Here is a 25,110-nt window from a genome sequence, read left to right as displayed (position 1 = left end):
GGTTTCCTGTCTGGGTGTGTGGATGGGTAGGGGAGCGTCGTGCGGCCGGCGAAGCAGCCGAGTGATCGAGTTGTGGAGGCCGTGCGAGTGAGAATGCAGGCATGAGTAGCGAATCAGAAGTGAGAAACTTCTGCGCCGGATGACCAAGGGTTCCTGGGCCAGGCTAATCCGCCCAGGGTAAGTCGGGACCTAAGGCGAGGCCGACAGGCGTAGTCGATGGACAACGGGTTGATATTCCCGTACCCGCTGTGATGCGCCCATATCGAATCCAGTGATACTAAGGGTCCTTAAGCCCCTGACGCCCTTCGGGGTGTGGGTGAGGCTGAACGCCCGGCCTGATCTGGTAGTAGGTAAGCGATGGGGTGACGCAGGAAGGTAGCCCATCCCAGGCGGTGGTTGTCCTGGGGTAAGCATGTAGGGAGAGAGGTAGGCAAATCCGCCTCTCGTGTTCCTGAGATGTGATGCCGAGCCGATTGTGGCGAAGTGGGTGATCCTATGCTGCCGAGAAAAGCCTCTAGTGAGTGTCATGGCGGCCCGTACCCGAAACCGACTCAGGTGGTCAGGTAGAGAATACCAAGGCGATCGGGTGAACTGTGGGTAAGGAACTCGGCAAATTGCCCCCGTAACTTCGGGAGAAGGGGGGCCTTCGCTGGTGACGAACCTTTGCGTTCTGAGCTGGTGGGGGTCGCAGAGGCCAGGGGGAAGCGACTGTTTACTAAAAACACAGGTCCGTGCGAAGTCGTAAGACGATGTATACGGACTGACGCCTGCCCGGTGCTGGAACGTTAAGGGGACCGGTTAGCGGGATCTTCGGATCCTGCGACGCTGAGAACTTAAGCGCCAGTAAACGGCGGTGGTAACTATAACCATCCTAAGGTAGCGAAATTCCTTGTCGGGTAAGTTCCGACCTGCACGAATGGCGTAACGACTTCCCCGCTGTCTCAACCGCAGACCCGGCGAAATTGCACTACGAGTAAAGATGCTCGTTACGCGCAGCAGGACGGAAAGACCCCGGGACCTTCACTACAGCTTGACATTGGCGTTTGGAGCGTCTTGTGTAGGATAGGTGGGAGACGGTGAAGCTCGGACGCTAGTTCGGGTGGAGTCATTGGTGAAATACCACTCTGGTCGTTTTGAACGTCTAACTTCGGTCCGTGATCCGGATCAGGGACAGTGTCTGGTGGGTAGTTTAACTGGGGCGGTTGCCTCCTAAAGAGTAACGGAGGCGCCCAAAGGTTCCCTCAGCCTGGTTGGCAATCAGGTGTCGAGTGTAAGTGCACAAGGGAGCTTGACTGTGAGACCGACGGGTCGAGCAGGAGCGAAAGCTGGGACTAGTGATCCGGCGGTGGCATGTGGAAGCGCCGTCGCTCAACGGCTAAAAGGTACCCCGGGGATAACAGGCTGATCTTCCCCAAGAGTCCATATCGACGGGATGGTTTGGCACCTCGATGTCGGCTCGTCGCATCCTGGGGCTGGAGTAGGTCCCAAGGGTTGGGCTGTTCGCCCATTAAAGCGGTACGCGAGCTGGGTTTAGAACGTCGCGAGACAGTTCGGTCCCTATCCGCTGCGCGCGCAGGAGACTTGAAAGGGGCTGTCCCTAGTACGAGAGGACCGGGACGGACGAACCTCTGGTGTGCCAGTTGTTCCGCCAGGAGCACGGCTGGTTGGCTACGTTCGGAAGGGATAACCGCTGAAAGCATCTAAGCGGGAAGCTCGCCTTGAGATGAGGTCTCCCACCCTGTGAGGGGGTAAGGCTCCCGGTAGACGACCGGGTTGATAGGCCGGAAGTGGAAGCGCAGTAATGTGTGGAGCTGACCGGTACTAATAGGCCGAGGACTTGACCACAAAGCAGACTTTTCTTGCTCGCGTCCACTATGCGATTCTGAAACAGCAAACACCGCGTGTTCGTGTGCGGGTTTGATGGTTTCATAGGGTTACGGCGGTTATGGCGAAGGGGAAACACCCGGTTACATTCCGAACCCGGAAGTTAAGCTCTTCAGCGCCGATGGTACTGCACTCGGGAGGGTGTGGGAGAGTAGGTCGCCGCCGGACAATCTTTCATTGAGGGCCCTCGCCTTTTGGCGGGGGCCTTCGTGTTTTCCCGGGGATGTTTCCGGGCGTGGTCTGCGGGGTGTGGTCTCCCGGCAGGGGCTGTCACCGGCCCTCCTCGGGTATGTTGCCCCTCGGATTTCCCGGCAGCGGTCCTTTGATGACGAACGGCCCCGTTCCCTGTCGTCGCTCAGGGAACGGGGCCGGTGTCGTCGATCGGACGCCGAGGCGGGATTCTCAGGGGTGTCGCGCTTGAAGGTCCGTCTCCGGGGGACGGCCCTTCCGCTCTCCGGTTCTCTCAGACGTGGAGCTCGCCGGAGAGCACGGTCACCGCATGGCCGGCCAGTTCGACCCGGTCACCGCGCACCGTGGTGCGGACCGTACCCCCGCGCTCTGAGCACTGGTAGCCGGTCAGGGCTTCCCTGCCGAGCCTGGCCGTCCAGTAAGGCCCCAGGGCGCAGTGGGCCGAACCGGTCACGGGGTCCTCAGGGACGCCGACCTTGGGCGCGAAGAAGCGGGAGACGTAGTCCGGGCCCTCCCCGGCGGACCGGGCGGTCACGATGACTCCGCGCGCGTCCACGGTCTCCAGGGTGACGAAATCCGGCGAGACGGCACGCACCTGGTCCTCGTGCTCGACCTCGACGAGGTAGTCCCACACGTTCTTGCCCACCCAGACGGGCTCGACTCCGAGTGCCTCGACCAGACCCCGGGGCGGGTCTGCCCTCTCAAGGACTTTCGCCGGGAAATCCATGGTGATCAGCCCGGTGGCGCCGTCCCGGGTCACCGAGAGGATTCCACTCTTCGTCGAGAATTCGAGGGCCCCGGAGGCGGCTCCGGTGGAATAGAGCACGTGTGCCGTCGCCAGCGTCGCATGCCCGCACAGGGCCACTTCGACCGCAGGCGTGAACCACCGCAGCGACCGCGGGCCGCCATCCTCTCCGGGGAGCAGGAAGGCCGTCTCCGAATGTCTCATCTCCGCCGCGAGCGACTGCATCCAGGCATCCGCCATCGGTGCGTCCAGTAGGCACACTGCGGCCGGGTTACCCCGGAAAGAACTGTCGGTGAAGGCGTCTACCGTGAAGATCTGCATGACACGATGCTAGCCATGTCGCCCGCGAGGATTGGAGGCTGAGCACAGGGGCAGGCAACGAAGGACGTTGGTCGCACAAAATGGAAATACATGCTGGGCGTGTCGCACCGTGAACTTCTTGTCGTCGGTTAGCGTCCAATGTTGCAGGGACTGAAAGCCGGGTACGGCGGGGTCCTGAAGGAAAGGACGAGCCGATGGGGGCAGTGCGCAAGGTGGCCACCTACCTTGGCCTGGGCGGGGCAGAGCATTACGACGACTCCTACGACTACGAGGACGACGTCGAGGTCGAGGAGACCGAGGACTGGCAGTCGGCCGCAGAACGTGCGGCCAAGCGCTGGCAGGCGGCGAACGAGCCTTCGCGGATCGTGATGCTGACCCCGAAGAAATACAACGACGCTCCCACCATCGGCCGGCACTTCCGTGAGGGACAGGCCGTCATCATGGACGTCAACGGGATGAGCACCGCCGAGGCGACGCGGATGGTCGACTTCGCGGCCGGCCTGGCCTACGGCTGCGACGGGCGCATCGAGCGGATCGCGGAGAAGGTCTTCCTGCTCGCCCCCTCCGAAGTGGAGATCACCACCGGCTGACGCCCCGGGCCGGCCCACCGGCCGGTCCGGCAGGCGCGGTTTAACCGGCGCGGGGACCCCGGCGGAGCAGGCGGGTCAGCTCGGCCAGATCCGCGGCTGCGGTCTGGGCGCGCTTGTCGGCCTCCCGGGCGTATTCGTGCAGCGCCCACACTGCGCCTTCGGCCAGTTCGCGCAGCTCCACGAGCTGCGAGGTGACATATTCGGCGTCCGCCCGCTCCTGGCGGCGCCGCTGCCGGATCAGATGGGCGCCGGCGCCGGCCAGGACCGCGGCGAGCACCGCGGCCGGGATCGTCGCCGGGGCGAAGAAGGCCGAAGCCAGAGAGGCGACGACCACGAGGATCGCCCCCAGCGCGAGCAGGGCGTAGCCGGGCCACGGTCTGCCGCGTGCGGGCACCCCCTCGGCGACGACACGTTCTTCGGCGGCGGCGAAGGAGGCGGGGTCCGGACCCTCCGGACGGAGCACGACCTGGTGGCCGAGGAGCGAGAGGGTGACGGAGTCGGGGGGAGCGCTCTGGGTGGCCCGGGCGAGGCGCTCGGCGGCGTTCCGTATGGAGGGGGCGGCCACGTGCAGCGCGATCGCCGCGAGGCGGGGATCGGACCCGGGCCGCAGGTCGGCGAGGAGGTGGCCGTCGAGGGAGCTCATCGGCCCCTCGGGACCTCCGAAGCCGGCCAGCCGCCGGAGCACGGCCAGCGGCTCCTCCTCGGCCCATGCGGTGGCCGGGGTGCGCGAGAGGTTCACCAGCTTTCCGTCGCCGTCACGCTCCCGGATCTCTCCGGCCGAGGTGATCTCGACGCAGCGGCTGCGGAGCCGGGCGAGCTGGGCGGCGGCGTGGACCGGCCGGGCCAGCTCGGGGAACTCGGCCAGCTCGGGGAAATCGGTCAGGGACGGCGGCACCACGATCGACGGTTCGTCCGGGGTCAGCGCCCGCAGCCAGCGACCGGGATCGTCCGGCTCCGGGGTGTCCGGGGATCCGGCGGACGCGGAGGCTCCCGCAGCAGGGCTCCGTGGGGAGGCCGCGTCGAGCTTGCGGAGCACGAAGATCTTTCCCGCCGGGCCGTACGCGCCTCTGGCCGCGGCGAGCCAGAGCGCCCGCTGGCCGTGTGTGACGGGCCGGTCGGTCCGGAGCTCGCCGAAGGCGGTGCCGAACCACGAGGCGTGGATGCGGTCGCCCTGCCCGGCGACGGCGAGGGCGAGGCACAGGAAGAGCGCGGTCTTCTGGGCGTCACGTTGGGCGGCGTGGCCGAGGTGCTCCAGCGCGTCCTCACCGCGGATGAGCGCGGTCAGGGCGTTGAGGGCGGGGGACAGCCAGTGGCCGGGCACGTCCGGGACCTCCGGTGGCGTGCCGGTGAGGACACCGCCGGCGGCGAGGTTCGCCAGGAGCGCTTCGGCATGTCGGTGCAACTCCGTCCCGGCGTGAGGATTCGCGCTCAGGTCCATGCTCAAGGGCAGAGAACTCTCTCGACATCGTGGCCGTTGACCGCGCCAGCGTAGTCGGGTCCGGCGGTCACCGTCGGGAGGCGCGCCGGACCCGGCTTTGCCGGATGATCGACCTGATTTGGGGAAACGAGCCGATCATCCGGCATGGGTTTACATGCGCTCGGGAACCGGAACGCCGAGCAGGTCCAGACCTGTCTCGAGCACGCGCAGGGTGAGCGCGCACAGCGCGAGCCGGGAGACGCGCGTGGCCTCCTCGACGTCGGCCTTGAGCACCGGGCAGTTCTCGTAGAACGCGGTGAAGGCGCTCGCGGTGTCGAAGAGGAAGGCGGCCAGCCGGTGCGGGGCCGAGCCCTCCGCCATCTCCTCGACGGCCGCGCCGAAGCCGAGCAGCCGCAGTGCCAGAGCGCGCTCGGCCGGGTGGCCCAGGACGATCGGGCCGGTGCTCTCCGCCGGGACGATGCCGCCCTTGCGGAAGACGGACCGGATGCGGGCCGTGGCGTACTGCAGGTAGGGGCCGGTGTTGCCGGTGAGGGCGAGCATGCGGTCGAAGTCGAAGACGTACTCGCTGTCGTGGCTGACGGAGAGGTCGGCGTACTTGACCGCGCCCATGCCGACCCCGTGCGCGATCTCGGCACGCGTGGCGTCGTCGTAGTCGCGGTCGGCGAGCACGGCGGCGGCACGGACCTCGGCCTCGTCGAGCAGCTCCAGCAGCTTGATCGACTTTCCGCTCCGGGTCTTGAACATCTTGCCGTCGCTGCCCAGCACGCTGCCGATCTGCACGTGCTCGGCGCGGACGTGGTCGGGCAGCCAGCCCGCCATCCTGGCCGAGTCGAACAGCATCGACATGTGCAGGGACTGGGTCGCCCCGATCACGTACAGGATGCGGTCGGCCTTGAGGTCCTGGACCCGGTAGCGGATCGTGGCCATGTCGGTGGTGGCGTAGCCGTACCCGCCGTCACTCTTGCGGATCATGAACGGGAGCGGCTGGTCCTCGCGGCCGGTGTAGCCGGGCGGGAAGACGCAGAGCGCTCCGTCGCTGACCACGGCGATGCCGCGCTCGGCCAGCTCGTCGCAGACCTGGGCGAGCATCGGGTTGTACATGCTCTCACCGGCGATGTCCTCGTCGGTGAGGGTGACGCCGAGGCGGGTGTAGACCTTGTTGAAGTAGCGGACCGTGGCGTTCATGAAGATGTGCCACAGGCGCATGGTCTCCGGCTCCTCAGCCTGGAGGGTCACGACCCGGGCGCGGGCGCGCTTGTTGAACTCCGGGTCGGAGTCGAACTTCACGCGGGCGGCCTGGTAGTACTCGTTGCCCTCGCCGGCTTCGAGCTGGGCGACGGCCGCCTCCTCGCCGATGTCCAGCAGGTGCTCGATGAGCATGCCGAACGGGGTGCCCCAGTCGCCGAGGTGGTTCTGCCGGATGACCCTGTTGCCGAGGTATTCGTGCACGCGCACCAGCGCGTCGCCGACGATGGTCGTGCGCAGGTGGCCGACGTGCATCTCCTTGGCCGCGTTGGGCGCGGAGTAGTCGACCACGACGGTCTGCGGCGCGGACGCCATCGTGACGCCGAGATGCGGGTCGGCCAGGACCTCGGTCGCCTCCCGGGCGATCCAGGGGTCGTCGAGCGTGATGTTGAGGAAGCCGGGGCCGCTGACCTCCACCGTGCCGGGGAAGTCGGCCTCCGTGAGCCGGTCGGCGATCTCCTGGGCGACCTCCCGCGGGGCTCGTCGCAGCCGCTTGCCCAGGCTCATCGCGACGTTCGCCTGGAAGTCGGCGAACTGCGAGGGACGGATCAGCGGGTCTGCGTCGGAGTAGTCCGCACCGAAGGCGGCGGCCAGCGCCTGCTGGACGCGCTCGGTGAGGACGAGCTGCGGATCGGTCATGAGGCAAGGGTATCGGTAGCGCGGCCGCGGCTCCCGTCGATATCCCGCCGCCCACGCATCCGCCCGGTCACCTCTGCGGTCGCTCGTCCTTCGGCCGCTCGTCCGGCCGGGCCGCGTGGGAGGGAGGGCTCCCCGAGGGCCGCCAGAGGCGGTGCGGCCGGTGGGCGGCGGCGAGGCGCTCGCCGATCCGGGCCACCACGCCCTGCCCGGCCAGCTTGGCGGCGAGCACGCAGGCGGCGCTCACGCCCCGGGCGTGGGAGTCGCCGTGCGCGATGACCACGGTGCCGTTCAGCCCGAGCAGTACGGCGCCGCCGTACTGCTCGGGGTCGAGCCGCCGGTGGAGCTCCTTGATGCGCCGCTTCTGCAGCAGTCCGCCGAGCCTTGCCGTACGGCTCTCGCCGATGGCCTCCCGCAGTTCGGCGAAGGCGTAGCGCACGCTTCCCTCGATGGTCTTGAGCGCCACGTTGCCGGTGAAACCGTCGGTGACGACGACGTCGACGGCCCCGGTGAGCAGGTCGTGGCCCTCGATGTTGCCCGCGAAGTCGAGGCCGGGAGCGGCGGAGAGCAACTCGTGCGCCCGCTTGACGAGCTTGTTGCCCTTGCCCGGCTCGCTGCCGATGGTCAGCAGGCCGATGCGGGGCTTGCGGATCTCCAGGGCGGTCTCCGCGTAGGCCGCGCCGAGATGCGCGAACTGGACCAGCATCTCCGGCTTGACCTCGGCGTTCGCCCCGGCGTCCAGCAGCACCGAGGGTTTCGGCCGGGTCGGGAGGGCGACCGCGATCGCGGGCCTGAGCACTCCGGGCTGGCCTTTGAGCCGGAGCTTGCCGGTGGCCACGACCCCGGCGGTGGATCCGGCCGAGACCACGGCGGCGGCGTCGCCGCGCCGTACGAGATGGCAGGCGACGGCGATGCTGGAGCGTGGGCGGCGCAGGCTGGCCAGGGCGCCCTCGTCCATGGACAGGACCTCTTCGGCGCGGACGATCGGGATCTCGGCGGTCGCGTCGTGCCGGGCCAGCGCCTCGTACAGCGGGCGGGGCGCGCCGACGAGCACGACGGGGACCCCGTGTTCCCGCACCGCCTGTACGGCTCCCGCCACGATCTCGTCCGGGGCGTGATCGCCGCCCATGGCGTCCAGCGCGATCGGTACGGCGCCGGGAGCGGCGGTGTCAGGCAATCGGTCACCTCATGCGGAATGGTGTGTCTCCGCATCGTAGGCGCGGTTACCGATGGGTTAAACAGGTGGGGCGGATCAGGGGGCGCCGGGGAGGTTCCAGTCGGTCTTCTCCCGGGAGACGACGACCTTGCCGAAGGTCGTCTTACCGGTCACCCGGATGACGGGGCCGTTCTGGGCGCCCGAGCCACCTGAGATGTGCCGCTTGGCGAACAGCGCGCCCACTTCGTCGATGACGTGGGCGTTGGGCGGGACTCTGACGATCAACTTGGCGAAGGAGGCGCTGACGTCCAGGGTGATCTCCCTGCCGGGCAGGACGGCGTCGGAAAGGTCCACGATCAGCGCGCCGAAGGCGGCGCGAAGAGAGGTGTGCCGGCCGGCGATCCAGCGTCCACCGCGGACGACCTTGCTGAAGACGGCGGCGACCTGCTGGTGGCCGATGTCCGGACCGGTGACCGGGGTCGCGACGTCGGGCAGGTCGCGGGTCAGGGGAACGAGTTCGCCCACGGTCGTCGCCCGGTAGGCGGAGTCGAGCCGGTCGGCGTGCTCCAGGCTGGTCAGGCGGCCGGTGGCGAGAGCCTCGCCCAGCACGGCGGCCACGCGGTCGCGGTCTGCGTCGGACGCGCGTAGTGCGGGGTCGTGAAGGGTCATGGGCGGAGTGTACGCCTTCTCGAGATATATCGCGATCCTCCGGCGATGCCTGTCATAACACGCCGGTTTCGGTCCGGATGGAACCGGCAACGGGGAGGGGCGCGTCCGGTATACAAGCGCTCTAGACGCGTAGCCATGCGAAGAGGTTTACGCGAATCACGACAAAAAACGAAGGGGAAAGCCTAGTGATCTTGAAAGAAGGCTCAGTGCGCGGCTTCCGGGCCTACACCGCGAAGCATCTCGACGACCTTCTGCAACGGGGCGGCTTCTCCGACGAGGAGCGGCTCCGGATCCGGGCGGTGGCGACCGTGCTGCCGTTCCGGACCAACGCCTACGTGGTGGACCAGCTCATCGACTGGTCCGCCGTCCCCGATGACCCGATCTACCGGCTGGTTTTCCCCCAGGCGGACATGCTGCCCGAGGCTGACGTCACCAGACTTGCAGGACTGCTGCGGTCCGGTGCCCCAAATGCCCAGATTCAGGTGGCCGCGAACCAGATCAGGGCACGGCTCAACCCGCACCCCGCCGGGCAGCTCGACCTCAACGTCCCCCGTCTCGGCGCCGAGCCGCTGCCCGGTACGCAGCACAAATATCCCGAGACCGTCCTCTTCTTCCCCAAGCAGGGGCAGACCTGCCATGCCTACTGCACCTACTGCTTCCGGTGGGCGCAGTTCATCGGGGAGCCCGATCTGAAGTTCGCCTCCGACGAGATCGGGGACCTCGTCGGATACCTGAAGGAACATCCTGAGGTGACCAGCGTGCTCCTCACCGGCGGCGATCCCATGATCATGGGTGAACCGGTGCTCCGCCGCTATCTGGAGCCGCTGCTGGAGGTGGAGCAGCTCGAGTCCATCCGCATCGGCAGCAAGTCGCTGGCCTACTGGCCGCAGCGGTTCGTCTCGGATCCGGACGCGAGCGACACGCTCCGCCTGTTCGCCTCCGTGGCGGAGGCCGGCAAGACCCTCGCGTTCATGGCGCACTTCTCCCACCCTCGGGAGATGGAGTCCCCGGTCGTGGAGGAGGCCGTGGCCGGGATCCTCGGCACGGGGGCGGTCATCCGCACTCAGGCGCCGCTGATCAGGTCGATCAACGACGAGCCGGGGCTGTGGGCGTCGATGTGGCGGCGCCACCTCACCATGGGCATGGTGCCCTACTACATGTTCGTCGAGCGGGACACCGGACCCCAGGACTACTTCGCGGTGCCGCTCGCCCGGGCCTACGAGATCTTCAGGGACGCCTACGCGAGTGTCTCGGGACTGTGCCGCACGGTGCGCGGCCCTTCCATGTCGGCCACGCCGGGCAAGGTGTGCGTGGACGGAGTCACGGAGATCGCAGGCCAGAAGGTCTTCGTCCTCCACCTCATCCAGGCGCGCGACCCCGAACTGGTCGGCCGCCCCTTCTTCGCCCGATACGACCCCGAGGCCGTGTGGCTCACCGATCTCCGGCCGGCCTTCGCCGATCGCTTTCCCTTCGAACCCGAGGCGGCCGACCGGCTGCTGTCGGCCTGATGTCCGGGTCAAGCGGGCGTCCTGCGACGGGAAAATCTGACGTCGCGTCCTGCGGTCCGCGCTTTCCCATCCCTTTTCCGTGGCCTTACCGTGCTTATGGCGAGGGGACGCCTCGGACCTCTGCGGTATTTCCGGCATAAGGATTGCCGGACCGTGGTCCTTCGCGCTGCTATTTCCGGTTTCGCGGTCCGCGCCGGACGGCTCCACCGAGCCGCCCGGCGCACCGGTTTCACTGCTCCACCTGCTGTGTCGGCGGGTGGTCTAGTCATCGTAAACAGACCGGGGACCGGCTCGGCCCGGTGATACAACTGCCGGAGCAGCTTCCGGCTGGGGCGTTCTGTGCAATCTTCCAAACCGTGCCCGCCGGTGAAGTGAGTCTTATGGTCTGCTTTTCTTGGCTGTTCCCGGGAAAGCAGGACGATTACGAGCTGGGAAGGCAATCATGAAGCGAGTCATCAAAGCGGCCGTAGCCGTGGCCGCGTTCGGCCTCGCGGCGGCGATCTGCTCGCCCGCCCAGGCGGAGGCGGTGGCGGACGACACCTTCAGCGAGCACGCCGCGGCCGGTACCGTCTCCATGGCGCTCCAGGGGCTCTCCGGTGGCCTCTTCGACAGCGGTGCCGCGCTGAGCGGGCTGGGCAGCGGCCAGAGCACCATGGCCGCCGACGGCGTCTACGCGACGGGTTCGGAGACCATCGGGAGGCTCCTGGGCGTCTCGGCGGACCAGGTCACCTGGGGCACTCCGGCGCGGGGCATCAGTGACGGCACGGGCCCGGTGGGCCAGACCGTCGACACCACCGGGGGCCTCCTCGGCAACACCGCCGACGCGGCGGCGTCCGTCGGGCGCCTGGTGGAGGGCACGCAGAACGCCGGCGAGGCCGTCGAAGGCGTCGGCGACCAGGGGGGTGCGGTCGACGGTCTCGTGCACGGCCTGAACCAGGCGGTGCCGCAGGGACCCGAGCAGCCGGGCAGCGTCTCGCCGCTCGTCAGCGCCGTCACCTCGACGGAGGCGGCCCCGGTCGCCGAGGCCGTCGAGCCGGTGACCCGCTCGGCCTCCGTCGACGAGCTCGCTCCGCTGCTGGGCGACACCGGCGGGCAGGGCGCCCGGACGGCGACCAGGCTCGTCGACTCCATGGGCGAGGCCGTCAGCGAGGCGGCCAGGCGGGCCGCCGAGTAACCGCGGTTCGCGTGATGTGAAGAGACCGGCCGGTGCGCACCGGCCGGTCTCTTCGTGTCACCACCCGGAATCGCGTCCGGGAGTCGTCTCTATGGGCCCTGGCCTGCCTGCCCGGCTCAGAGCCCGTGGATCCGCACGGAGGTGCGGCGGGCGATCTGAGCCTGGAGCCTGGCCATCTGCCAGTGCAGCTCGATGAGCTGCTCGGCGAGCTGGAGACGGGAAATCTCGGCTGGATCCTCTGCGGCCAGGTGGTCGATCGCGGTCGACAGCTCTCGCATCGCGCGCCCCCACTCCATGACGCTTCCTAGGGTCGAACCCCCTGCTCGAAACAACGTTCGAATCATAGCCGAACACTGATCCCGATGTCAGTCGATTGCCCCACGACTCGCCGTGCGGCGGAGCCGGCGGGGCGCGCGTGCGGCCACGCCGGCCCGGCACCGCCGGGAGAGGCGGCCACGCTCAGCCGGAGACGCCGTACTCGGCGACGACGTAACCGCGGGCCAGGGTGGCGGCGGTGATGTTGAAACCCACCACGGCGGGCGGGGCGTCGGCGTCCACGCCGAGTTTCTCCGCGCCCAGGGCGTGGACGGCGAAGATGTAGCGGTGCGGGGCGCCGGGCGGCGGGGCGGCGCCGCCGTACTCCTTGATGCCGTAGTCGTTGCGGCCGTGCACGCCGAAGGTGGTGCCGGCGGCGCCCGCGCCCGGGGGCAGCTCGGTGACGCCGGCGGGGATGTCGTACAGGAGCCAGTGCCAGAACCCGCTGCCGGTGGGGGCGTCGGGGTCGAAGCAGGTCACCGCGTAGCTCCGGGTGCCCTCGGGCGCGCCGGCCCAGCGCAGGTGCGGGGAGACGTTCTGGCCGGTCATGCCCCAGTCGTTGAAGACGTGGGCCTCGGCCAGGGTCTCACCGTCGCGGACGTCGTCGCTCCCGACGGCCAGCGCGGGGACCTGGGGCAGGAAGTCGTACGGGATCGGCGGGCGTGAGGGCACGGGTCACCTCCGGTGGAAGCGGCTTGTCGGTCGCTCTCATCTTGCCCGCGATCCGGCCCGGCCGTCAGGCCTCGCCCGAGTCGTCAGACCTTGTTGTAGGCGGCGAGCACCGTCTCCGGGTCACCGTCCATCTTGATCTTCCCCTTGTGCAGCCAGATGACCCGGTTGCAGGTCTCCTCGATCACGTCGAGATTGTGGGCGACCAGGAAGACCGTGCCGGCCTCGTCGCGCATCTGCTTGATGCGCTGCTGGCTCTTGCGCTTGAACTCGCGGTCGCCGGTGGCCAGGGCCTCGTCGATGAGCAGCACGTCGTGGGCCTTGGCCGAGGCGATGGCGAAGCGGAGCCGGGCGCCCATGCCGGAGGAGTAGGTCGACATGGGGAACTGCACGAACTCCCCGATGCCGGAGAAGTCGACGATGTCGTCGAACTTCTCCCTGACCTGTGTGGGGTTCATGCCCATGGCGTAGCAGCCGAGCACGATGTTGCGCTCGCCGGTGAGCTCGCGCATCAGGGCGGCGTTGACGCCGAGCAGGGAGGGCTGGCCGTCGGTGTAGACCGCGCCGGAGTGCGGGGGCAGCAGGCCCGCGATGGCGCGCAGCAGGGTCGACTTGCCGGAGCCGTTGCGGCCGATGATGCCGATCGCGTCGCCGTGGTGGGCCACGAAGGAGACGCCCCGGACGGCGTGGACCTCCTTCATCTGGGGCCGCCCCTGCCGCTTGAGCAGGCGCAGGAGGGCGTTGGCGGCGTTGCCCTTCTCCGCCTCGGTGGCGGCGCCGTACACCCGGTAGATGATGTGCAGGTCGTCGACGATCACCGTCGGAGTGCCCGTGCGGGAAGCAGGGGAGGGCTCGGGGTTCGGGTGCACTCTGACGTCCCTGCTGGGGACGCCGGGCTCCTCGGCCTTCACTCGGGACAGCTCCTCGGTCAACTCAGCCACGGCCGTACTTCTCCTCGGCTCGCCAGAAGTACCAGAAGCCACCGATCAGGGCGAACAATGCCCAGAATACGCAGACGAGCCAGATGTATGGTCGGGTCTCATGCTGGGCGATGAGAAGCTCGCGCATGAGTTCGATGTAGGCGGCGGCGGGGTTGAAGTACATCACGTCCGCGACCCACTGCGGGAGTCCTGCCCCGCTGGGGCTGGAGACCTTGTCCCCGATCGAGAAGAAGACCCCGGAGGCGTAGAGCCAGGTGCGCATGATGAACGGCAGGAGCTGGTTCAGGTCGCGGGCGGTGGAGCCGATGCGGGCCAGGGCCAGGCTGGCGCCGATGTTGAACATGGTCTGCAGCAGCAGGGCGACCGGGATGAGCAGCCAGAACCAGGTGACCGACTCGCCGGTGGCGAGCACCAGCGCGACCAGCACGCCCATGGAGATCAGGAGCTGCTGGAACTCCTGGATCGTGTAGGCGAGCGGGAGCGCCGCGCGCGGGAAGTGCAGGGCGCGGATCAGCGACAGGTTGCCGGAGATCGACTTCGCGCCGCCGCTCACCGCGCGCTGGGTGTAGGTGAAGACGAACATCCCCGTGATCAGGAACGCGGGGTAGTACTCGCTCACGCTTCCCTTGTTGGCGCCGAGGATCACACCGAACATCAGCCAGTAGATCGCGGCGTTGAGCATGGGCGTGAGGACCTGCCAGAGCTGGCCCAGGGCTGAGTTGCTGTACTTCGAGACGTTGCGGGAGGTCGCATACGTCATGACGAAGTGCCGTCGTTCCCACAGTTGACGCAGGTAGACGGGGAGACTCGGGCGTGCGATGGCACGCCGAAGTCCGTAACGCTCGGCGAGCTTGGCCAGCGGCTCCTGCCCCGTGGTGGGGGTGCCGACACTCGGGCCGCCCGCCTGGGCGTCCGCGGTGGCGGATTCCGGCTGGCTCATGGCAAGGACTCTATTGGATGCGGGTGGATGACATGCCTGCGGCGGTGCTCCGCCGCACATTGGACGGAGCGTCGGGATGGGCGGTTCCACGGCAATTGTGCGGATCGCCTCCCCGTCCCCCGGCCCCGTGACCCGGTCAACGGTAGCCCAGGAGGGGGCCGTATGGGAGCAATGGCGTGGCCACTCTGACCGGGGAGGTATGTTGGCGTGACCATTCCTGTGCTACATGTGCACCAATATCCGCTTTGTGCGGTTTGGGGATCTTGTGGCGGGTGGGCTGGTCATCGTGTGACGCCGAATTGGCACACGCGTAACCGAACTGCAACATCCCGGAGACGACTCGGTGTGTGGCTGTGCGGGATAGTCGCGTCCGACTGGTGTGGCGTCAGCGTGCTGGCCGGGTCAGTGGGAACCGGGGGCCGCCAGATCCCCCGACGGGCTGCCTCGGCCGGCGGAGATCAGTGTCGGCGCTCACCTGTATAGGAGAGGATTTACCACAAATGCGTGTCACTAAGGGCGCAAAGATTATCGCCGGTACAGCGGTGCTCGCTCTGGGGCTCGTCGCCTGTGGCAGCGCGACTTCCACCGGTGAGACGTCCGCCGCCGGGGCCGTGCGGATGAAGATCGGCGAGCCGCAGAAGCTGTTCTACCCCGGTGAGACGGTGGAGTCCGAAGGGGTCGAGGTCCTGGCCGCGATCTTCGCCCCGCTCGTGAAGTACGACGAGGACAAGAAGCTCGTCGAGTACATCGCCGACTCGATCAAGACCTCCGACAACCGGGTCTGGACGATCAAGATCAAGTCAGGCTTCACGTGGCACAACGGTGACCCGCTGACCGCGCAGAACTACGTGGACGCGTGGAACTACTCGGCCAACCAGGAGAACGCGCAGAGCGCCAACTACTTCTTCGCCCGGATCCAGGGCTATGAGGACCTCAACCCCGGCGAGGGCAAGACTCCCACCGCCAAGGGCATGAGCGGCCTCAAGGTCATCGACGAGGAGACCTTCCAGGTCACCCTCACCCAGCCGTTCTCGCAGTTCAGCACCATGCTGGGCTACACCGCGTTCTATCCCCTGCCCGAGGTGGCCTTCGGCGACGACGGGAAGATCACCGAGGAGTACGCCAAGAAGCCGATCGGCCAGGGGCTCTTCAAGATCGACGCTCCCTACAACAAGGGCAGCGACCAGGCGATCAGCCTGACGCGCTACGAGGGCTTCAAGGGCGAGCAGCCGAAGTTCGACAAGCTGCAGTTCAAGATCTACAACAGTGCCGAGACCGCCTGGAACGACCTGCAGGGCGGCAACATCGACATCCAGGAGCAGCTGCCCCCTTCGGCGATCTCGACGGCCAAGGCGGAGCTGGGCGACCGCTACATCGACCAGGAGGACGCCGGCATCGGCTACATCGGCTTCCCCCTGATCTCGACCGACCAGTACAAGGACGTGCGGATCCGCAGGGCCATCTCGATGGCCATCGACCGCAAGACCATCACCGAGACGGTCTTCTCCGGCACCCGCGCCCCGGCCGACGACTTCATCAACCCGCTGCTCGAGGGCTACCGCCCCGGCGCCTGCACGGCCTGCGTCTACGACCCGGCCGCGGCCAAGGAGCTCTACGTCGAGGCGGGCGGGCCGCGGACGCTGGAGCTCGGCTCCAACATGGACAACGGCCACAAGGAGTGGATCGAGGCCGTCGCCAACAACCTCCGCTCCAACCTCGGCATCGAGGTCAAGGTCTCGCCGTACGAGAAGTTCCAGCAGATCCTCGACGAGCTGGACGCCAAGACGTACACCGGCATGTTCCGCAGCGGCTGGATCATCGACTACCCGTCCGCGGAGAACTACCTGACGCCGATCTTCTCCACCGGCGCCATCAAGACCGGCTCGAACTACGCGGGGTACTCCAACCCCGACTTCGACCGGCTCGTGGCCAAGGGAGACTCCGCGTCCTCGGCGGAGCAGAGCCTGAAGTTCTACAAGAAGGCCGACGACCTGCTCCTGCGCGACCTGCCGATGATCCCGGTCTTCTACTACCGGATGAACGCGGCCTTCTCCGAGCACGTCAAGGGCGTCAAGATCAATCTGCTCAACCAGGTCGAGTGGGTCTCGGTCGAGAAGGCGGTCTGACGGTTTCCCCCGGGCCGGGCGGGTGACGCCCGGCCCCCATCAGGTTCTGCTCCGCCGCGGTCCCTCCCGTGATCCGGGAGACGCCGGCGGAGCTGTACGAGAGGCTTGTCTTGGGCCGCTACATCATCAGGCGCCTGCTCCAGGCCATCCCCGTGCTGCTGGGCGCCACGCTGCTCATCTACGCCGTCGTCTTCGCGCTGCCGGGTGACCCGATCGCGTCGATGTACGGCGAGAAACGGATGGATCCTGACATCGTCGCGATCGTCCGCGAGCAGTACCACCTGAACGACCCCTTCATCGTCCAGTACTGGTACTACATCTCCGGGGTGTTCCAGGGGAACCTCGGCATCACGTTCTCGAACGTCCCCGTCTCCGAGATCATCGCGGGCAAGTTCCAGGTCACGCTGAACCTCGCCTTCACCGCCCTGGTCATGGAGGCCGTCATCGGCGTGGGACTCGGGTTCTACGCGGCGCTGCGCCGCGGCAGGGCGCAGGACACGATGATCCTCGCCTCCACGCTCGTGCTGATCTCGATCCCCACGCTGGTCACCGGCTTCGTGCTCCAGCTCGTGCTCGGCGTCAAGCTCAAGCAGAGCACCGGGATCGAGGTCTTCCCCATCGCCGGCGTCTCGGACGGGTGGCGCAGCTACCTGCTGCCCGCCTTCGTGCTGGCCGGAACCTCGATCGCGTACCTCACCCGGCTCACCAGGACCAGCCTCGCCGAGATCCTGCGCGCCGACTACATCCGCACCGCGGTGGCCAAGGGCATGCCGCGGCGCCGGGTCGTCGGGCGGCACGCCCTGCGCAACGCGCTCATCCCGCTGGTCACCTACCTCGGCGCCGACCTCGGCACGCTGATGGGCGGGGCGGTCATCACCGAGACGATCTTCAACCTGCCGGGCATCGGGCAGGAGCTGTTCCGCTCGGTCTACGAGCGCCAGCAGCCCGTGGTCGTGGGCATCGTGACGCTCCTGGTCCTCGTCTACATCCTGGCCAATCTGATCGTCGACCTGCTCTACGCCGTGCTCGACCCGAGGATCCGCTATGAGTGACACCGTGACCCCCAGGTCCAGGCGCGCCAGGCACGCCAAGTCCCCCCTCCGGTCTCCCGGCGGTCCCTCCCGGGGCGGGCCGGCGGCCGGTACGGCGGGCAGGCCCGCCAGCCTGTGGAACGACGCCTGGCACGACCTGCGCCGCCGCCCGCTCTTCATCGCCGCGGCCGTGCTGATCGGGGTGATCCTGCTCATGGCCGCGGTGCCCCAGCTGTTCACGTCGGTGGATCCGTACGACGCCACGAGCTGCCGGCTGGGCGACGCCCGCCAGGCGCCGAGCGCCGCGCACTGGTTCGGCACCGACAACCAGGGGTGCGACACCCTCGCCCGCACGGTCTACGGGGCGCGCAACTCCCTGCTGGTGGGCCTGAGCACCACCGTCGTCACCGTCCTCGTCGGCGGCCTCCTCGGGCTGGTCGCCGGGTTCCGCGGCGGGCTGCCGGACGCGCTGCTCTCGCGGGTGACCGAGATCTTCTTCGCCATTCCCTCGGTCCTCGGCGCGCTGCTGATCCTGGCGGTCTTCCGCACCGGCACGGTGTGGACCGTCATGCTCGCGCTGGCCGTACTGGCCTGGCCGATGACCTTCCGCATCATGCGGGCCGCGGTGATCACCGCCAAGGGCCAGGACTACGTGGTCGCGGCCAGGGCGCTCGGCGCCTCCGGCCGGAGGCTCATGTTCCGGCACATCCTGCCCAACGCGATCACCTCGGTGATCGTGGTGGCCACGGTCAACCTCGGCGTGTTCATCGCCGCCGAGGCGGGTCTGTCCTTCCTGGGCGTCGGCATCCAGTCTCCGGAGATCTCCTGGGGCCTCATGATCGCCGATGCCCGGCCGCGCTTCCTGGAGGCGGCGAGCCCGCTGCTGTTCCCGGCGGCGTTCCTCAGCCTCACCGTGCTGGCCTTCATCATGCTGGGCGACGCCGTGCGCGACGCCCTCGACCCGAAGCTGCGGTAGGGGAGCCTGACGTGAACATGACCTCAACGCCGCCACTGCCGGCCTGGGGGGCGGGCGGCCCGGGGAGCGAGCCGCTGCTCGCCGTCGAGGACCTGCACGTGGAGTTCGCCACCCGGCAGGGGACCGTGAAGGCGGTCAACGGGGTCAGCTACTCGCTGTATCCCGGGGAGACGCTGGCCGTGCTCGGCGAGTCCGGCTCGGGCAAGTCGGTGACGGCGCAGGCGATCATGGGCATCCTCGACATGCCGCCGGCCCGCATCTCCCGGGGCCGGATCCGCTTCCGGGGCACCGACCTGCTCGGGCTCTCGGAGGACGCGCGCTCCCAGGTGCGCGGCCGCCGGATCGCCATGATCTTCCAGGACGCGCTCTCCGCGCTGAACCCGGTGTTCACCGTGGGCTCGCAGATCGGCGAGATGTTCCGGGTGCACCAGGGCATGTCCCGGCGGGATGCCGAGCGCAGGGCCGTCGAGCTGATGGACCGGGTCCGCATCCCGGGTGCCCGGCAGCGGCTGCACGACTACCCGCACCAGTTCTCCGGCGGCATGCGCCAGCGCATCATGATCGCGATGGCGATCGCGCTCGACCCGGAGGTGCTGATCGCGGACGAGCCGACCACCGCGCTCGACGTGACGGTCCAGGCGCAGATCATGGAGCTGCTCGCCGAGCTCAAGCGCGAGAGCGACATGGGCATGATCCTGATCACCCACGACCTCGGAGTGGTGGCCGACGTCGCCGACAAGATCGCGGTGATGTACGGCGGGCGGATCGTCGAGAACGCCCCCGTGCACGATCTCTACCGGGCTCCGGCCCACCCCTACACCAAGGGTCTGCTGGAGTCGATCCCCAGGGTCGACCGCAAGGGCCGGGAGCTGTACGCCATCGCGGGCATGCCGCCGGACCTGCTCGACATGCCGCCGGGGTGCGCCTTCGCCCCCCGCTGCCCCTACCGCCAGGACAACTGCGTCACCGAGGCGCCGCCGCTCTACCGGATCGGCCCGACGCGCGGCGGCGCCTGCCACTACTGGAGGGAGGTCCTCGATGGCAGCCACGGGTGATGCGATCCTCGAGGTCCGCGACCTGGTCAAGCACTTCCCGCTCACTCAGGGCGTGCTCGTGCGCAAGCAGATCGGCGCGATCAAAGCCGTGGACGGGGTCTCCTTCGACCTGCGCCGCGGCGAGACGCTCGGCATCGTGGGAGAGTCGGGCTGCGGCAAGTCCACGCTGGCCAAGCTGCTGATGGGGCTGGAGCGGCCGACCCGCGGCTCGGTCCGGATCAACGGCAGGGAGATCGCGGGGGCCCGGGGAGCCGAGCTCAAGCAGGTCCGCCGCAACATCCAGCTGGTGATGCAGGACCCCTACACCTCGCTGAACCCGCGGATGACGGTCGGCGACATCGTCGGCGAGCCGTACGAGATCCACCCGGAGGCGGCGCCCAGGGGCGACCGCCGCCGCAGGGTCCAGGCGCTCCTGGAACTGGTCGGGCTCAACCCCGACCACATCAACCGCTACCCGCACCAGTTCTCCGGCGGACAGCGCCAGCGCATCGGCATCGCCCGCGGCCTGGCGCTCCAGCCGGAGATCATCGTCTGCGACGAGCCGGTCTCCGCGCTCGACGTCTCGATCCAGGCCCAGGTGATCAACCTGCTGGCGCGGCTGCAACGGGATCTCGGCCTGTCCTACGTCTTCATCGCCCACGATCTGTCGGTGGTCCGCCACATCTCCGACCGGGTCGGTGTGATGTACCTGGGCAAGCTGGTCGAACTCGGCAGGGACTCCGAGATCTACGGCCAGCCGGCGCACCCCTACACCCAGGCGCTGCTCTCGGCCGTCCCGGTCCCCAACCCGGAAGGGCGCGCGCGGCGTGAGCGGATCGTCCTGCAGGGCGACCCGCCTTCCCCGGCCGACCCGCCCTCGGGCTGCCGGTTCCGCACGCGGTGCTGGAAGGCGCAGGACGTCTGCGCCCAGCAGGAGCCTCCGCTGCAGCTGCGGCCGGGCACCTGGCACGAGAGCGCCTGCCACTTCCCGCAGGTCCACCAGGTGATCCGCGCCTTCTGAGCTCATGGAACAGGGCCCTTCCCGTAGCCGGGAAGGGCCCTGTTCCATGAGCGGGACGGCGGCCGGGTGCTGTGGCCGCCCGCGGCCTAGCCGCGCAGGCCGTTGAGCAGGCTGCCGAGGATGCCGCTGAGCGGGCCGCCGCCGCTGCCGCCGCCGAGCAGGCTGCCGAGCTGGCCGCCCAGCGGGCTGCCGCCGGACCGGGACTCGGTGTCGTGCTCCTGCTGCGGGCCGGGCTGCGGGCCGTGCTCCTGGTGCGGAGCGTACTCCTGGTGCGGGCCGTTCTCCGGCTGGGGCCAAGGGTCGGCGGAGGCGAGGGTGGCCGTGCCCACGACGGCGAGGCAGGCGATGGCGGAGGCGGCGATGATGCGACGGACCATGATGTTTCCCCCGAAGGAATCCCGGGCAGGACACGCGGGGCTGGCCGCGTTCCGTGCCCATCTGATTACGCGTTGGCGCCTAGCAGTATTGGGCCCGTGTCCGCCGCGACGCACGGGGGCGCGTCACGTTACGGCGATGATGGCCGACCCATGACCGAACAGACCCTGATTCGCGGCCAGAGCTGCCCTGGCGTTGACCACCTGGCGGGATCCCGCCGTACCGCGCAGTTGCCGGGTGAGCTCGCACACCTGGGCGATCGCCTGCGCCGGAATGGCCTCGCCGAAGGAGGCGAGGCCCCCGGAGGGGTTGACCGGGATCCGGCCGCCGAGTGCGGTGTCGCCGGCGCGCAGGAGCTTGCCGGCCTCGCCCGGCGGGGCCAGCCCGACGTCCTCGGCCCAGTCGAGCTCCAGCGCGGTGGACAGGTCGTAGACCTCGGCGAACGACAGGTCCTGCGGGCCGAGCCCGGCCTCCTCGTAGGCGGCGTGGGCGATGGAGGCGCGGAAGGTCCGTTCGGGGGGAGGCACGGCCGCGGTCGAGTCGGTGGCGAAGCAGGGCAGTTCGAGCACGGTGTTGGGGAAGGACGGGGTGACGGTGGAGACGGCGGCGATCCGCACCGCCGTGCTCAGACCGCGGCGGCGGGCGTAGCCCTCCGATGCGAGGACCAGCGCGGCGCCGCCGTCGGAGGTGGCGCAGATGTCCATCAGCCGGAGCGGGTCGGCCACCATCGGAGAGGCGAGGACCTCCTCGGCGGTCACGGTCTTGCGATAGCGGGCGTTCTCGTTGAGGGAACCGGCCTGCGCGTTCTTGACCTTGACCGCGGCGAAGTCCTCCGGGGTGTCGCCGTACAGCGCCATCCGCCGCCGCGCGTAGAGCGCGAAGTACGCCGGGTTGGTGGCGCCGAGCAGCCGGAACCTGAGCCAGTCGGGGTCGTCGGGCCGGTCGCCGCCGACCGGGGTGAAGAAGCCCTTGGGGGTGGAGTCGGCTCCGACGACCAGCGCCACGTCGCACAGGCCTGCGAGGATGCGGGTGCGGGCGATGTCGATCGCCTGCGCGCCCGAGGCGCACGCCGCGTAACAGGAGGCGATCCGCGCGCCCGTCCAGCCGAGCGCCTGGGCGAAGGTGGCGCCGGCGATGAAACCGGGGTAGCCGTTCCTGATCGTGTCGGCTCCCACCACGTACTGGACCTCGGTCCAGTCCAGGCCCGCGTCCCGCAGCGCGGCCCGGGCGGCGGCCACGCCGTACTCGACGAAGGATCGCCCCCACTTGCCCCACGGGTGCATCCCCGTGCCCGCGATGACGACGTCCACGCGCTACCCCATCCTCGTGACGGTTCTCGTTGTCCGGTCCCGGAGCCGCGGGAGGGCGTTCACGCCCTGCCCCACATCCAGACCAGCGGGCCGTCCGCCAGGGCGCCCGAGGTCAGCTCCAGCTCCATGCCGACGTGCAGGTCGTCCACGGTCAGGTCCTTGACCTGCCCGAGCACGACGATCCCCTCCTCGGCGAGCTCCACCGCCGCCAGGGTCACCGGCGTGTACGGCTCCGCCGCCGCGAACGGGGCGGGCGGCGGGTAGCAGGCGTTGGTGTAGGACCACACGGTGCCCCGACGGGAGAGGCGGGCGGGCGTCAGATCCTCGCCCGCGCAGTGCGGGTTGCGGCAGAACCCCGTCTGGGGCGGGAAGTAGACGGTCCGGCAGCCGGCGCAGCGGGTGCCGAGCAGGTGCACGGCGCCGTCGTCGTCGGTGACGAACCAGCCGTCGATCGCGGGTGCGGCCATGCGCCGATATTACACAAGCGCTTGCTAGGTAGCATCTCCTCGGGCGGGAGGAGTTCCGCCGGGGGCGTCCGGACCGCCGGCCGGAGGCAGGTACGTGCGGCGGCGTTCGAGCAGCCGGCGGGCCGCCAGGGCGAGGGCGAACAGGATCAGCACGGCGCAGACGAGCCGGCGCGCGTCCGTCCTGGTGTCGCGCCCGGCGAGGGCGCTCCCGGAGGCCGCGGCGGGGGCCGTGCCCGCGGTCGGGTCCCCGGTGGGGGTGTCGTGCGGCAGGGCGCGCGCCCGGAGCGGCTGCTGCCCGGCCTCGGCCGCCTGCTCCAGCGCGCGGGCGGCGTTGACCACGCCGTGGCCGTAGGCGGGATCGTGGCCCCCGGCCGGTGGGCGGGTGGCGCCGCGTTCGATGGCCCGGCGGACCTGTGCCGGGCTCAGCCGGGGGAACTCCGACCTGACCAGCGCCGCGACCCCGGCGACCAGGGCGGCGGCCGAGCTCGTGCCGTTCGCGACCACATACGTGCCGGACTGTCCCGCGGTGACGATCCGGGTGCCCGGCGCGACCACCGAGAGGTTGGCCTGACGGTTGGAGAACGGCGCCACCCGCATCGCCTCGTCCACCGCGCCCACGGAGATCACGCCCGGGTAGGCGGCAGGGAAGTTCTTGCGGCCCGGGCCCGTGCCGTCGTTGCCGGAGGATGCCACCAGCACCACGCCCCGGCCGAGTGCGTACCGCACCGCCCGCTGCTCGGCCGCCGATCCCTCCCACACCCCGTTGCCGCATCCCAGCGACATGCTGATCACCTGGGCGCCGTGGTCCACGGCGTACCGGATGCCCCGGGCGAGGGCGTTCCCGCCCCGCCTGCGGGCCTGGTCGCGCCGGGGGTCGTCGTTCTCGAGCGCGACCCGTACCGAGAGGACCATCGCGCCGGGCGCGATCCCCCGCACTCCGGAGAAGCGGTCTCCGCCGCGCCCGCGCCCGGCGATGAGGCTGGCCATGGCCGTGCCGTGGCGGCCCCACAGGGACTTCCGCCGCGCCGTTCCCGTCAGGTCGGGCCCCTCGATCACCGCACCCGTCAGGTCGGGGTGGCGGGGGTCGACCCCCGTGTCGAGCACCGCGACGACCACGCCCTCGCCGCGGGTCGTCCGCCAGACGTCCGGCGCGCCCAGCGGGGCCAGCGCCCATTGCCGGGCCCGCTGGTGCACCGGGACCGGAGGGTCGTCCGGGCCGCGGGGCGAGGGCCGGGCGGAGGCGACCAGGGCGATCGTGGTCAGGGCCACGCCGAGCGCGTGCATACGGGACACGGCGACCTCGTCGGGAGGGGGAGACACGTCAGTTGGGGATTCTGACATGCGGTCCTACACCCAATCCGGTGCTTTCAGTAAACAGACCGATACGGGCTGTTAATTACTTTGGCGGCGATAGTCCCTATATGCGTGAAGTGCCCGGTTGTTACGGCGCCGGCGAGAGCCGCACATGGGCGCCCGGGGGCAGCCCGAGACGCTGCGAGGCGTCGCCGGAGTTGATGGCCAGCGCGATCAACCCGGCCGAGTCGGTGAAGGCGACGACCTCGCCCGGCGGGACCGCGGCGAAGGTCTCCCTGAACGGGACGGAGAGCTGCCGCCTGCCCAGCCGTACCGCCAGGATGCTCCCCGGCCGGGCGCCCAGGCTGGCCAGGTCGCCCGCGCCGATCGAGAGCTGGACGTTGCCGTAGTGGTCCACCGAGAGGACCTCGCCCTCCACCACGCCCCCGCGCACCAGGGAGGTCGGCGCGGGGAAGCTGACCAGCCGGTCCAGGGGGACCGCAGGCCCCAGCCCGGCCGGTTCCCGTCCCGCAGCCAGGCGGGCGGCGACCGGCGCGAAGACGTCGCGCCCCAGGAACGTCGGGGAGACCGGTTTCAGGAACAGCTCCTCGTCGGTGAGCTCGTAGGCCGCCCTGGCGCCGCCGACGGCCCGGGCCGCCCACGAGAGCACCCCATTGTCCGGCCCGAGGAGGACGTGGTCGCCGGCCTCGAGCGCCACCACCCGGCGCGAGCCGCCGCCGTCGGGGTCGATCACCGCGACGTGCACGCCCGCGGGGAGGTAGGGGATCGTCTGCGCCAGGATCGCCGCGCCACGCCGTACGTCGCCGGAGGGGACCAGGTGGCAGACGTCGATGATCCGCGCCTGCGGCGCGATCCGGGCGATCACGCCGTGGCACGCGGCGACGTAGCCGTCTTCCAGCCCGTAGTCGGTGAGGAGGGTGATGACAGAGGTCACATCTGGTGACTGTACGTCTCCACATCCGTCATGAACAGCCGGAAATTCCCGACTATCCTGGCTTCGGGCCGCGTGCGCGCGGTGGGATCACCGTGTGCCCGA

At 69.3% G+C, this 25,110-nt stretch carries 22 protein-coding genes and 2 rRNA genes (1 of these 24 only partly in view); 10 read left to right on the top strand and 14 right to left on the bottom strand.

Annotated elements, in window-relative coordinates; genetic code table 11:
- Both HS041_RS01760 and rrf read left to right on the top strand, forming a co-directional pair.
- Positions 1-1,845, top strand: a 23S ribosomal RNA gene (locus tag HS041_RS01760); it begins 1,289 nt to the left of the window's first position.
- A 90-nt stretch (positions 1,846-1,935) separates the two neighbouring features.
- Positions 1,936-2,052, top strand: a 5S ribosomal RNA gene (gene rrf / locus HS041_RS01755).
- A gap of 295 nt (positions 2,053-2,347) precedes the next feature.
- On the opposite strand, the gene HS041_RS01750 is transcribed toward rrf, so the two are convergent.
- Positions 2,348-3,139 (bottom strand): PhzF family phenazine biosynthesis protein, encoded by a 792-nt coding sequence (locus HS041_RS01750; RefSeq protein WP_196438767.1) that lies wholly within the window; start codon positions 3,137-3,139, stop codon positions 2,348-2,350.
- A 194-nt stretch (positions 3,140-3,333) separates the two neighbouring features.
- Here HS041_RS01750 and HS041_RS01745 point away from each other — a divergent pair, with 194 nt between their 5' ends.
- The gene (locus HS041_RS01745) at positions 3,334-3,729 is read left to right on the top strand and encodes a cell division protein SepF (protein ID WP_196438766.1); all 396 of its coding nucleotides are present in this window, start codon (positions 3,334-3,336) and stop codon (positions 3,727-3,729) included.
- Positions 3,730-3,769: 40 nt separating this feature from the next.
- On the opposite strand, the gene HS041_RS01740 is transcribed toward HS041_RS01745, so the two are convergent.
- From HS041_RS01740 to HS041_RS01725, 4 genes are all read right to left on the bottom strand, one after another.
- Complete coding sequence (locus HS041_RS01740) at positions 3,770-5,131, bottom strand: hypothetical protein (protein WP_196438765.1); 1,362 nt, start codon at positions 5,129-5,131, stop codon at positions 3,770-3,772.
- Between the two features lie 186 nt (positions 5,132-5,317).
- Complete coding sequence (gene argS / locus HS041_RS01735) at positions 5,318-7,051, bottom strand: arginine--tRNA ligase (protein ID WP_196438764.1); 1,734 nt, start codon at positions 7,049-7,051, stop codon at positions 5,318-5,320.
- A 67-nt stretch (positions 7,052-7,118) separates the two neighbouring features.
- A complete protein-coding gene (gene plsX / locus HS041_RS01730) occupies positions 7,119-8,225 on the bottom strand; it encodes a phosphate acyltransferase PlsX (RefSeq protein ID WP_196438763.1) in 1,107 nt (368 codons plus the stop codon).
- A 75-nt stretch (positions 8,226-8,300) separates the two neighbouring features.
- Positions 8,301-8,873: a DUF1707 SHOCT-like domain-containing protein gene (locus HS041_RS01725; protein ID WP_196438762.1), complete on the bottom strand. Its 573-nt coding sequence runs from the start codon at positions 8,871-8,873 to the stop codon at positions 8,301-8,303.
- A 185-nt stretch (positions 8,874-9,058) separates the two neighbouring features.
- Here HS041_RS01725 and HS041_RS01720 point away from each other — a divergent pair, with 185 nt between their 5' ends.
- A complete protein-coding gene (locus HS041_RS01720) occupies positions 9,059-10,381 on the top strand; it encodes a KamA family radical SAM protein (protein WP_196438761.1) in 1,323 nt (440 codons plus the stop codon).
- Positions 10,382-10,823: 442 nt separating this feature from the next.
- Positions 10,824-11,555, top strand: coding sequence for a hypothetical protein (locus HS041_RS01715; protein WP_196438760.1), 732 nt, complete (start codon positions 10,824-10,826; stop codon positions 11,553-11,555).
- A gap of 116 nt (positions 11,556-11,671) precedes the next feature.
- Here the strand turns inward: HS041_RS01715 and HS041_RS01710 are convergent, their stop codons facing one another.
- The 4 genes from HS041_RS01710 to HS041_RS01695 form a co-directional block, all read right to left on the bottom strand.
- Positions 11,672-11,851: a hypothetical protein gene (locus tag HS041_RS01710; RefSeq protein ID WP_184944489.1), complete on the bottom strand. Its 180-nt coding sequence runs from the start codon at positions 11,849-11,851 to the stop codon at positions 11,672-11,674.
- 163 nt (positions 11,852-12,014) lie between these two features.
- On the bottom strand, positions 12,015-12,542 hold the full coding sequence (locus HS041_RS01705; protein WP_196438759.1) for a YbhB/YbcL family Raf kinase inhibitor-like protein: 528 nt from the start codon (positions 12,540-12,542) through the stop codon (positions 12,015-12,017).
- An 83-nt stretch (positions 12,543-12,625) separates the two neighbouring features.
- A complete protein-coding gene (locus tag HS041_RS01700; protein WP_307845128.1) occupies positions 12,626-13,480 on the bottom strand; it encodes an ABC transporter ATP-binding protein in 855 nt (284 codons plus the stop codon).
- Positions 13,473-14,420, bottom strand: coding sequence for an ABC transporter permease (locus tag HS041_RS01695; RefSeq protein WP_196438758.1), 948 nt, complete (start codon positions 14,418-14,420; stop codon positions 13,473-13,475). The genes HS041_RS01700 and HS041_RS01695 overlap by 8 nt, the downstream gene beginning before the upstream one ends.
- A 542-nt stretch (positions 14,421-14,962) precedes the next feature.
- Here HS041_RS01695 and HS041_RS01690 point away from each other — a divergent pair.
- From HS041_RS01690 to HS041_RS01670, 5 genes are all read left to right on the top strand, one after another.
- On the top strand, positions 14,963-16,546 hold the full coding sequence (locus HS041_RS01690; protein ID WP_307845127.1) for a peptide ABC transporter substrate-binding protein: 1,584 nt from the start codon (positions 14,963-14,965) through the stop codon (positions 16,544-16,546).
- Positions 16,547-16,656: 110 nt separating this feature from the next.
- The gene (locus tag HS041_RS01685; protein WP_196438756.1) at positions 16,657-17,598 is read left to right on the top strand and encodes an ABC transporter permease; all 942 of its coding nucleotides are present in this window, start codon (positions 16,657-16,659) and stop codon (positions 17,596-17,598) included.
- Positions 17,591-18,553 (top strand): ABC transporter permease, encoded by a 963-nt coding sequence (locus HS041_RS01680; RefSeq protein WP_196438755.1) that lies wholly within the window; start codon positions 17,591-17,593, stop codon positions 18,551-18,553. The genes HS041_RS01685 and HS041_RS01680 overlap by 8 nt, the downstream gene beginning before the upstream one ends.
- 17 nt (positions 18,554-18,570) lie before the next feature.
- Positions 18,571-19,608, top strand: a complete 1,038-nt coding sequence (locus tag HS041_RS01675; RefSeq protein WP_196440720.1) for an ABC transporter ATP-binding protein — start codon at positions 18,571-18,573, stop codon at positions 19,606-19,608.
- On the top strand, positions 19,592-20,608 hold the full coding sequence (locus HS041_RS01670; protein WP_196438754.1) for an ABC transporter ATP-binding protein: 1,017 nt from the start codon (positions 19,592-19,594) through the stop codon (positions 20,606-20,608). Before HS041_RS01675 ends, HS041_RS01670 begins: the two co-directional genes overlap by 17 nt.
- Positions 20,609-20,694: 86 nt before the next feature.
- Here the strand turns inward: HS041_RS01670 and HS041_RS01665 are convergent, their stop codons facing one another.
- The 5 genes from HS041_RS01665 to HS041_RS01645 all read right to left on the bottom strand — a co-directional run bounded on the left by HS041_RS01665 (position 20,695) and on the right by HS041_RS01645 (position 25,008).
- The gene (locus HS041_RS01665; RefSeq protein ID WP_196438753.1) at positions 20,695-20,985 is read right to left on the bottom strand and encodes a hypothetical protein; all 291 of its coding nucleotides are present in this window, start codon (positions 20,983-20,985) and stop codon (positions 20,695-20,697) included.
- Positions 20,986-21,108: 123 nt separating this feature from the next.
- On the bottom strand, positions 21,109-22,293 hold the full coding sequence (locus tag HS041_RS01660) for a lipid-transfer protein (protein ID WP_196438752.1): 1,185 nt from the start codon (positions 22,291-22,293) through the stop codon (positions 21,109-21,111).
- A 59-nt stretch (positions 22,294-22,352) separates the two neighbouring features.
- A complete protein-coding gene (locus HS041_RS01655; RefSeq protein WP_196438751.1) occupies positions 22,353-22,760 on the bottom strand; it encodes a Zn-ribbon domain-containing OB-fold protein in 408 nt (135 codons plus the stop codon).
- Positions 22,761-22,784: 24 nt separating this feature from the next.
- A complete protein-coding gene (locus HS041_RS01650; protein WP_230878603.1) occupies positions 22,785-24,044 on the bottom strand; it encodes a S8 family peptidase in 1,260 nt (419 codons plus the stop codon).
- Positions 24,045-24,201: 157 nt separating this feature from the next.
- Positions 24,202-25,008 (bottom strand): SAM hydrolase/SAM-dependent halogenase family protein, encoded by an 807-nt coding sequence (locus HS041_RS01645; RefSeq protein ID WP_196438749.1) that lies wholly within the window; start codon positions 25,006-25,008, stop codon positions 24,202-24,204.
- Positions 25,009-25,110: the final 102 nt, after the last annotated feature.

Origin of the sequence: Planomonospora sp. ID67723, assembly GCF_015711605.1 — a bacterium.
GTDB lineage: Bacteria > Actinomycetota > Actinomycetes > Streptosporangiales > Streptosporangiaceae > Planomonospora_A.
The sequence above is the reverse complement of the archived record's forward strand: the minus strand, read 5'-3'. Positions and strand labels throughout refer to the sequence as shown.

Coding starts and splice junctions, on each gene's coding strand:
- HS041_RS01650 (WP_230878603.1), bottom strand. CDS start 24,044: ATGCACGCGCTCGGCGTGGCCCTGACCACGATCGCCCTGGTCGCCTCC.
- HS041_RS01680 (WP_196438755.1), top strand. CDS start 17,591: ATGAGTGACACCGTGACCCCCAGGTCCAGGCGCGCCAGGCACGCCAAG.
- HS041_RS01715 (WP_196438760.1), top strand. CDS start 10,824: ATGAAGCGAGTCATCAAAGCGGCCGTAGCCGTGGCCGCGTTCGGCCTC.
- HS041_RS01655 (WP_196438751.1), bottom strand. CDS start 22,760: ATGGCCGCACCCGCGATCGACGGCTGGTTCGTCACCGACGACGACGGC.
- HS041_RS01695 (WP_196438758.1), bottom strand. CDS start 14,420: ATGAGCCAGCCGGAATCCGCCACCGCGGACGCCCAGGCGGGCGGCCCG.
- HS041_RS01745 (WP_196438766.1), top strand. CDS start 3,334: ATGGGGGCAGTGCGCAAGGTGGCCACCTACCTTGGCCTGGGCGGGGCA.
- HS041_RS01750 (WP_196438767.1), bottom strand. CDS start 3,139: ATGCAGATCTTCACGGTAGACGCCTTCACCGACAGTTCTTTCCGGGGT.
- HS041_RS01670 (WP_196438754.1), top strand. CDS start 19,592: ATGGCAGCCACGGGTGATGCGATCCTCGAGGTCCGCGACCTGGTCAAG.
- HS041_RS01725 (WP_196438762.1), bottom strand. CDS start 8,873: ATGACCCTTCACGACCCCGCACTACGCGCGTCCGACGCAGACCGCGAC.
- HS041_RS01665 (WP_196438753.1), bottom strand. CDS start 20,985: ATGGTCCGTCGCATCATCGCCGCCTCCGCCATCGCCTGCCTCGCCGTC.
- HS041_RS01710 (WP_184944489.1), bottom strand. CDS start 11,851: ATGGAGTGGGGGCGCGCGATGCGAGAGCTGTCGACCGCGATCGACCAC.
- argS (WP_196438764.1), bottom strand. CDS start 7,051: ATGACCGATCCGCAGCTCGTCCTCACCGAGCGCGTCCAGCAGGCGCTG.
- HS041_RS01675 (WP_196440720.1), top strand. CDS start 18,571: ATGACCTCAACGCCGCCACTGCCGGCCTGGGGGGCGGGCGGCCCGGGG.